This window comes from Salinivibrio socompensis S35 (assembly GCF_000513715.1).
Taxonomy (GTDB): domain Bacteria; phylum Pseudomonadota; class Gammaproteobacteria; order Enterobacterales; family Vibrionaceae; genus Salinivibrio; species Salinivibrio socompensis.
Map to the genome: position 1 here is coordinate 1 of NZ_AQOD01000166.1, position 7,635 is coordinate 7,635.

Consider the following 7,635-nt stretch of genomic DNA (forward strand, 5'->3'; position numbering starts at 1 on the left):
TTCTTTTAAGGAATACATTCTCGTCGGGCCATTCTTTTCATTTCTGTTGGCGGTTTTATTTTAATAAATGTTTATAATCATATGGTTATAATTTAAAGGTTACATTTTTATGTAAGATCTATGTCATAAAAACGGTTAAAACATGCTCGGCGTCATATTGTTTGCATTAAAAATTAAGTCGTGATTGATATTTTTCTCCGCGTATTTAGTCTGGAGATGTGGTTACACAAAATGTGTAAGCAGCGGGGTGAAAACATGAAGCAAACATTTGTGTTTTCGAATCGGTTTTGCACTCGATAAAACTTAATAACCCAACGGGGCAAAACCTCATCTTGCAGGCAGCAGGAGTATTTCATGAACAAAATTTTTAAACGCACACTGTTAGGCACACTGATCGCTATTGGATCGACAGGCGCGATGGCGGCCGATCATGACAATGTGGTTGGCGTGTTGAGCGATTACAATGTTGATCTTTATGGTGTTGCTGCAATTTCCGCATTTTATCAAGAGGATAAAAACGGTTACGATTACGAGAATGAATCTCGAGTTGGATTCCGGGCGGGTAAAGACTTTAATGAAGATATTTATATCTTTATGCAGATTGAGTCAGGTTATGTCGGTGAAGATGGTACAGGTTCTACACTTGGCGGACGCGATACCTTTATCGGTATGAAAGGGGATTGGGGCCAAGTGCGTTTTGGTCGAATGCTCACGCCGTTGTATGAAGTGGTGGATTGGCCCTATTCAAACCCGGGGTTAGGTCGTGTCTTCGACTGGGGCGCGGATACCAAATCGCATTATGATCGTAAAGGCGATATCGCACGCTATGACTCACCAGATTTCGATGGCTTTAGTTTTGATGTGTCTGTTGGGCGTGGCAAAACAGATGTCAACGGCTCAAACCATTTTGGCGCGGCGGCACACTATACAGTGGCAGAGGCTTTTACATTGCACGGCGGTTACGAATACAACTCGAACTACTCTGATGACATTGATACGCAAGCTTATTTAGCGGGTGTTGAAATTCCACTTCCTGGTGGCTTTAAGGTGTCTGCCGCTTATAAATACAATGATGGTGTTTACAAGACAGGTATTGTCAATAATGATACTGAGGCAGAACAAGAACAAGTGTCAGTGGTCGGTGAATACTGGAGTGGTCCATGGGGCTATCGTTTAGGTTATGCGGCCAACGGCGACTCTGATCTTGATAACAATGCAAATGTTGATGACAGTGATTCAGTCATTTCCGGCCAGCTGATGTACTCGAAGAATGGCTTCCTGCCCTATCTACGTATTGGCCAGCACGATGCCGGTAACCTAGAAGACAAAAAAGCGTTTGCGCGCGTAGGTATTGAATATAACTTCTAATAGTGACACTTTGCCTTTCTATTTTTCGCCGGCCAGGAAGGCCGGCTTTTTTGCTTCCAATAAAGGTGATTTATGAACACGTATTTACGTCTACTCACGCTCTCTGGTGGCTTGCTCATGGTTGGTTGCGCAAGCTTTGATTCCTCGAGTCAGTTTAATGAAGACGTGGCGAAATCCATTAAAGAGCGACGTGATTATGTACAAGTGGTAACGAAATCGATCACGCCAGACACACAAGCATTGGTAGGTGGCGACATTGTTAAAGCGACTTCTCACTATGTGGCTAATTACTCTACCAGCGATGCGGATAAAGCTGGCCTAGCATCGTCAAAACTCATCACAGACGTATCTTTTTTCAAAAACTATCAGAAGTTTAATTCGGTCACGATTAACGGGGAAACCATTGACCTGGAAAATATACGTGTAACATCAGAGACGTGTACCGAACATTGTGTAACCACGCAACATGTCGCGTTCCCATTTTCTCCCGACACTGCGGCTAATTGGCCTGAGTCAAACGTACGCTTTATCTTTAGCACGACTGGAGGTGGCAATCGTGTGCAGTTTTCTATTCCTAAAGCCTATTTTACCGCTGCCAATGAAGAAGCGGCTCGGGTAGTTGGGCGACGAATCAATCCGTCCGTGGTTGCTAATCGCTCAGAAACAAATGACAAAGTGGCACAGCAGCCCGAAGCGATGGTTGATTATTGGTATCAAAAAGCCAATGAAACTGACCGTAACGCATTTGCCGATTGGGCGTTTGCTAATCGTGATAGTAACGACGTTCTGCCAACAACGCAGAGTCAGTCGTTACAAATGATGGGTTATTGGTATCAACAAGCGACGCCGTCATCGCGCAAAGCATCCTAACCTGGCTGATTAATCAGTCTTAGTTATTGCACGGCTCTGGATGTGCTGTGCAATCAAATCACACAAGGTTGCCAGCGTCATTTTGATGGGTATTATCGAGCGGATAAGAGGCATTGAGCCGAAAGCAGTGTGCAAACTGTGCGTGAGTGGCAAACATGTTACCTGGCGCGATACTAATATGATGTTTGAGTGCAAGGTGATAAAACTCAGTAGTGTTGCTGCCTTTGGGTAACACAATCCATAAAAAGTATCCGCCTTGGCTGTTTATGACTTCAACGTGATTGGGCAAGTGGTCGACAAGAAATTGATACGTTGCCCGTTTTCGCTGGGCCAGTGTGCGGCGCAGCTGCTTTAGGTGGTGCTCGTAATTTCGATTGTGTAAGTAGTGTGCGACAGCAAGTTGAATGGGTACGCTGGTGGTCACTGTGCTCATCAGTTGGAGTTTTTGCAGTTTCTGTGCTTGATCGCCCGCCGCGACCCAGCCCAGACGGAAGGCATCGACTAGCGTTTTTGAAAACGATGAGCAGTGCAGGACGTGGCCACTGTTATCGAACGCTTTGGTGGGCTGTGGTTTGTGCTCACCATTGTAGAGCTCGCCATAGACATCGTCTTCGATTAAGTAAACCTGATAGCGCTCAACCAGCTCGGCAAGACGCGCTTTCTTCTCGTCTGAAAGTGAATAACCTAACGGATTTTGATGATTGCTCATCAACCAACAAGCGCGAATCGAGTGAGTTTGTAAAGCGCGCTCTAAAGCATCAAGGTCAATGCCTTTGGTTGGATGTGTTCTGATCGCCATCGCTTTCAGCCCGCGATTTTCAAGCGCTTGCAAAGCGCCGTAAAAGGCAGGGCTTTCCACCGCGACCCAATCTCCGGGTTGGGTGACCGCGCGTAAGCTAAGGTTGAGTGCATCTAATCCGCCGGCGGTGATCACTATCTCATCGGGAGAGACTTGCATTCCCTGTGCCGCATAGCGCTGAGCAATCAGATGGCGCAGCTGAGCGTTGCCAGGAGGAAGGTTGTCGACCACGCTGTGAATCGACATAAAGCGTACCGCCGTGGTGAGCGAACGGTTTACTTGATGGCGAGGGGCGAGTAGGGGATCGACATACGCATGTCCATAGCTCGCCATGCCGGGGGAACGGCTCGATTGCAACACCTCAAAAATATAGTCATTGATATCTACCGACTCAGCAGGCTGGATGGCACTGTCTGAACCGATACGGGTCAGTTCTGCGTGAGGAGCGACCCGGTAACCTGAACGAGGCTGAGAGACAATCCACCCTTGGCTCTCTAGCAGTTGATAAGTTTGAAGTACGGTCATCATGCTGAGGCCGGAATAGTCTGCCTGTTTTCTTAGTGACGGTAACTTCTCACCAATATGCCAAATGCCGGTCTGAATTTGTTGTTTGATCTGCTCACTAAGCTTCTGATACTTATGCATTTTTCCACCAGAACGATTACTGATCTGCTGAGACTATAACACTGTATTACTCAATCTGTTATAGATTAATCTGACTCGTCTGTATATGGGCACATTGATCACGGGCTTCTACCATATGCGTTGGTCTAATTACTAAAGTGGACTCCACGTATGTTTGGTCTTGATGCCTTTATGTTGGCCCGTATTCAATTTGCGTTTACGGTTTCTTTTCACATTATTTTTCCTGCTATCACTATTGGCCTCGCTTGCTACCTTGCGGTGCTCGAGGGATTGTGGCTTAAAACGCGTAAGAATGAGTACAAAACGCTCTACCTTTCTGGTCGAAGATTTTTTCGGTCAATTTCGGGATGGGCGTCGTGTCTGGTTTGGTCATGGCATACCAATTTGGCACCAACTGGAGTGGCTTTTCAGAATTTGCGGGCAGTATCACCGGCCCATTGTTAACGTATGAGGTGTTAACCGCCTTCTTTCTTGAGGCTGGCTTTCTCGGGGTCATGTTGTTTGGTTGGCAGCGGGTTGGTGATCGCTTGCACTTTTTTGCCACGTCGATGGTTGCGTTGGGTACCGTGATCTCTGCTTTTTGGATTCTCGCCTCCAATAGTTGGATGCATACCCCTCAAGGGCATGAAGTGATTAATGGACAAGTTGTTCCTGTGGACTGGTTCGCGGTTGTCTTTAATCCCTCTTTTCCATATCGCTTAGCGCACATGGTGGTGGCTGCGTTTCTATCAAGCGCGCTATTTGTTGGCGCGTCGGCAGCATGGCACTTGCTCAAAGGGCAGCGCAGCCCTGCGGTAAAGCGGATGTTTTCCATGTCGATGTGGATGCTGTTATTTACCGCCCCGATTCAAGCGTTTATCGGTGATTTACACGGCTTGAATACCTTAGAATATCAGCCAGCCAAGATTGCGGCGATGGAAGGACATTGGGACAACAGCAATGGCGAACCGACGCCTCTCATTTTGTTTGGCTTACCGGATATGGAGGCTGAAACTACCCACTATAAACTAGAAATCCCGTATCTGGGCAGCCTGATCTTACAACATAGTTTGACCGAGCAAATTCCTGCGTTAAACGAATTTCCCGCTGAAGACCGGCCTAATTCCCCAGTAGTTTTCTGGCTTTCCGCCTGATGGTGGGCCTGGGACTATTGATGATCACGCTTGGCATGCTGGGCGCATGGCAGCGCTACAAAGGGCGTCTGTTTGAACATCAAGGATTGCTTCGTTTTGCATTCTATATGGGGCCAGCCGGTCTAGTCGCCATTCTTGCCGGCTGGGTGACTACCGAGGTTGGACGCCAGCCTTGGGTGGTTCATGGTCTGCTGCGTACCCAAGATGCCGTGTCTGCGCACGGTGATTTACATATGAGCATTAGCTTGATCAGTTTCTTTGTGGTGTATGGCCTGGTCTTTGGGTTGGGATATATCTACATGATCCATCAAATTAAATTGGGACCGGATCAGCATGATGATACGCCACATGAACCGTTAACTGTCTCTGGCCGTGTATAAGGGGGAAACATGGATTTAGCAATGATTTGGTTTGGCATTATCGTGTTTGCCACCTTGATGTATATCGTGATGGATGGGTTTGACTTGGGGATTGGTATTCTAATGCCCTTTGTCACACATCGAGAAGAGCGCGATTTGATGGTCAACAGTGTGGCGCCAGTATGGGATGGCAATGAAACCTGGTTGGTACTCGGTGGGGCGGCATTATTTGGTGCTTTCCCGTTGGCGTATGCGGTGATTGTCGATGCTTTAACGATCCCGCTAACGCTGATGCTGATAGCGCTAATCTTTCGCGGCGTAGCGTTTGAGTTTCGCTTCAAAGCATTACCGGGGCATCATGGCTTTTGGGATACCGCATTTATGACAGGATCTATTTTCGCCACCTTTTTTCAAGGGATTACCGTTGGTGCCGTAATTGAAGGCTTCCCGGTTGAAGGACGCGCCTTTGCCGGAGGAGAGCTTGATTGGCTGGCACCGTTCCCCCTTTTCTGTGGCGTTGGACTGGTCATTGCGTACGGCTTATTGGGGGCAACCTGGCTCATCATGAAAACTGAGCATGAATTGCAAAAGAGGATGTACCGCCTGAGTCGTCGATTAGTGGTATTGATGGCATTAAGTATCGCGGTAGTGAGTGTTTGGACACCGTTAGCGTATCCCGGCATCGCAGACCGCTGGTTTAGTCTGCCGAACCTTCTTATCCTCTCGCCAATTCCTTTGCTGACGGCTTTTTGTTTATTGCGTCTTTGGCGTACCCGTCCTGAACATACTCACCACCGTCCATTTGTTATGGCGCTGTGTGTTACTTTGCTCGGGTTTGTTGGCCTAGGCATCAGTATTTGGCCGCACATTATTCCACCCAGCATCACGATTTGGCAGGCGGCCTCACCACAACAAAGTTTGCAGTTTATGTTAGTCGGCGCGGTGTTTATCATCCCGGTTATTTTGATGTATACCTACTGGAGCTACCGCGTGTTTAGCGGCAAAGTGAATCCGGATGAGGCTTATCATTAATGGCTGAATCCACAAAACTAATTTGGCGGCGCTGGCTTTGGTTAGTCGGGATCTGGTTAGCAAGCGTGGCAGCTCTCGGAACTGTGTCTTGGTTGTTTAGGCTCTTGATGCACGCTGCTGGATTTCAAAGCTAGCCGTGTCAAGGGAGCTACCATGCAGCGAATCAGGGTGATCTGCATCTTATAAAGAGCACTAAACAGCAACCAATACGGTTCTAATTTGCCCTAGGCCGAAGGCACATAGCGCATAGTCCTCGTAAAGATGCGTCAGTGACTTATCAAGGTGAACGTTTTTTGATTCATGCTCATGTCATTAAAAAAGAAAGTGAAGAGTATCATCGCCAACTCGCTTACAAGCAACACTTGCTCGACAACCCAGATGTCCGGATTAAGTACGAAAACACCAAACGTGCAATATTGGCCCAAGGAGTGCGCGATCAAGGTGTTTATGTGAAGCATAAAGCACCCTATGTCAAAGATGTGTTGGCTGAGCTAAACGTAAAGTGAACAAACTTTCATCGGCTTGAATGAATTGTCGACACTTGACGCCGCGCGAGAAAAAAAAGATTGATTTATATTGGCAAATCATTAAATTAGACCGCGTCTATGAGGTGCGCCCCGGTGGTGGAATTGGTAGAACACAAGGGATTTAAAATCCCTCGACGTTCGCGTTGTGCCGGTTCAAGTCCGGCCCGGGGCACCATAGCACTCATAGCGTGTGACATTATCAGGTCACATTCCTTCCAGTTTCCATCTCTGTTTTATTGAATCACTCATTCATACTTAGTAACCAATCAGTCATATTTCCATGATATTGATAGGCCATTAATTGTGCTTATTATTCGCTTTTCTAGTCCGTTATTGCTCCACTTTCCCTCGTACAGTAGTCAAAAAGAAGCCTTATCCGCGCATTAAGCGATATATTCTATTTTTTCTATCATAATTGGCACCACTGTCTAGATTGCTGACTAATATTGATATGTTGGTTAGTAGTGATAATAAAAAGGGACAGTGTATGCGTTGGCAAACTCTTTCAATTAGAAAGCGGATTTATATCGTTCTCTCAACCATTTTAGTGCTCAGTACGCTGATTGCGATGGTGCAGCAAGCCAGTCACAACGTACGGGCGAGTCGACCAGTGAGATACAAGACACTGAGAGATCCCCTCATAAATCCGCCAATGCATAGCCCTCTTTTAAGAGCTGCTGGGCTAGAACCACAGCCGCAGCTAAGAAGTGTTGAGTTATAATTTCGTAGTCTGGTCGCCTGAGGACTTCCATACCTAACCGGACGGTAGACAGGACATTTCGATTTCTGACTGTATTCGCTTGAAAGTGCCTGTCCCATCCTTGCTGCTGCGCATGTATTCCTGCCAGCCAAAACATGAGTTGCAGCATTAAAGCTATCAGCAAAATGATATCGAACCTTTG

At 47.0% G+C, this 7,635-nt stretch carries 6 protein-coding genes, 1 tRNA gene and 2 pseudogenes; 7 read left to right on the plus strand and 2 right to left on the minus strand.

From position 1 onward, the window contains the following. Positions 1–354 precede the first annotated feature (354 nt). Entirely contained in the window at positions 355–1,368 is a 1,014-nt protein-coding gene (locus DZ54_RS0115540) for a porin (protein WP_025675073.1), read from the plus strand. A 72-nt stretch (positions 1,369–1,440) separates the two neighbouring features. After that, complete coding sequence (locus tag DZ54_RS22465; protein ID WP_051416067.1) at positions 1,441–2,238, plus strand: DUF2057 family protein; 798 nt, start codon at positions 1,441–1,443, stop codon at positions 2,236–2,238. 58 nt (positions 2,239–2,296) lie between these two features. On the opposite strand, the gene DZ54_RS0115550 is transcribed toward DZ54_RS22465, so the two are convergent. Then, on the minus strand, positions 2,297–3,682 hold the full coding sequence (locus DZ54_RS0115550) for an aminotransferase-like domain-containing protein (protein WP_025675075.1): 1,386 nt from the start codon (positions 3,680–3,682) through the stop codon (positions 2,297–2,299). Between the two features lie 150 nt (positions 3,683–3,832). Here DZ54_RS0115550 and DZ54_RS22470 point away from each other — a divergent pair. The 5 genes and pseudogenes from DZ54_RS22470 to DZ54_RS0115570 all read left to right on the plus strand — a co-directional run bounded on the left by DZ54_RS22470 (position 3,833) and on the right by DZ54_RS0115570 (position 6,908). Next, a pseudogene (locus DZ54_RS22470) lies at positions 3,833–5,195 on the plus strand (cytochrome ubiquinol oxidase subunit I). A 9-nt stretch (positions 5,196–5,204) separates the two neighbouring features. After that, positions 5,205–6,206, plus strand: a complete 1,002-nt coding sequence (cydB, locus tag DZ54_RS0115560; RefSeq protein ID WP_025675077.1) for a cytochrome d ubiquinol oxidase subunit II — start codon at positions 5,205–5,207, stop codon at positions 6,204–6,206. Further along, positions 6,206–6,340: a DUF2474 domain-containing protein gene (locus DZ54_RS24395; RefSeq protein ID WP_081721692.1), complete on the plus strand. Its 135-nt coding sequence runs from the start codon at positions 6,206–6,208 to the stop codon at positions 6,338–6,340. Before cydB ends, DZ54_RS24395 begins: the two co-directional genes overlap by 1 nt. A 135-nt stretch (positions 6,341–6,475) precedes the next feature. After that, positions 6,476–6,712 (plus strand): GrpB family protein, encoded by a 237-nt coding sequence (locus tag DZ54_RS0115565; RefSeq protein WP_025675078.1) that lies wholly within the window; start codon positions 6,476–6,478, stop codon positions 6,710–6,712. 108 nt (positions 6,713–6,820) lie between these two features. Beyond that, positions 6,821–6,908 (plus strand) — tRNA-Leu (locus DZ54_RS0115570). Positions 6,909–7,371: 463 nt separating this feature from the next. On the opposite strand, the pseudogene DZ54_RS0115575 reads toward DZ54_RS0115570, so the two are convergent. Continuing rightward, positions 7,372–7,635 (minus strand): annotated as a pseudogene (locus tag DZ54_RS0115575) (IS4 family transposase); the annotation flags it as partial.

Bases quoted from the DNA above. Each gene is read 5' to 3' on its own strand.
- DZ54_RS24395 (WP_081721692.1), top strand. From the start codon at position 6,206: ATGGCTGAATCCACAAAACTAATTTGGCGGCGCTGGCTTTGGTTAGTC.
- DZ54_RS0115550 (WP_025675075.1), bottom strand. From the start codon at position 3,682: ATGCATAAGTATCAGAAGCTTAGTGAGCAGATCAAACAACAAATTCAG.
- cydB (WP_025675077.1), top strand. From the start codon at position 5,205: ATGGATTTAGCAATGATTTGGTTTGGCATTATCGTGTTTGCCACCTTG.
- DZ54_RS0115540 (WP_025675073.1), top strand. From the start codon at position 355: ATGAACAAAATTTTTAAACGCACACTGTTAGGCACACTGATCGCTATT.
- DZ54_RS22465 (WP_051416067.1), top strand. From the start codon at position 1,441: ATGAACACGTATTTACGTCTACTCACGCTCTCTGGTGGCTTGCTCATG.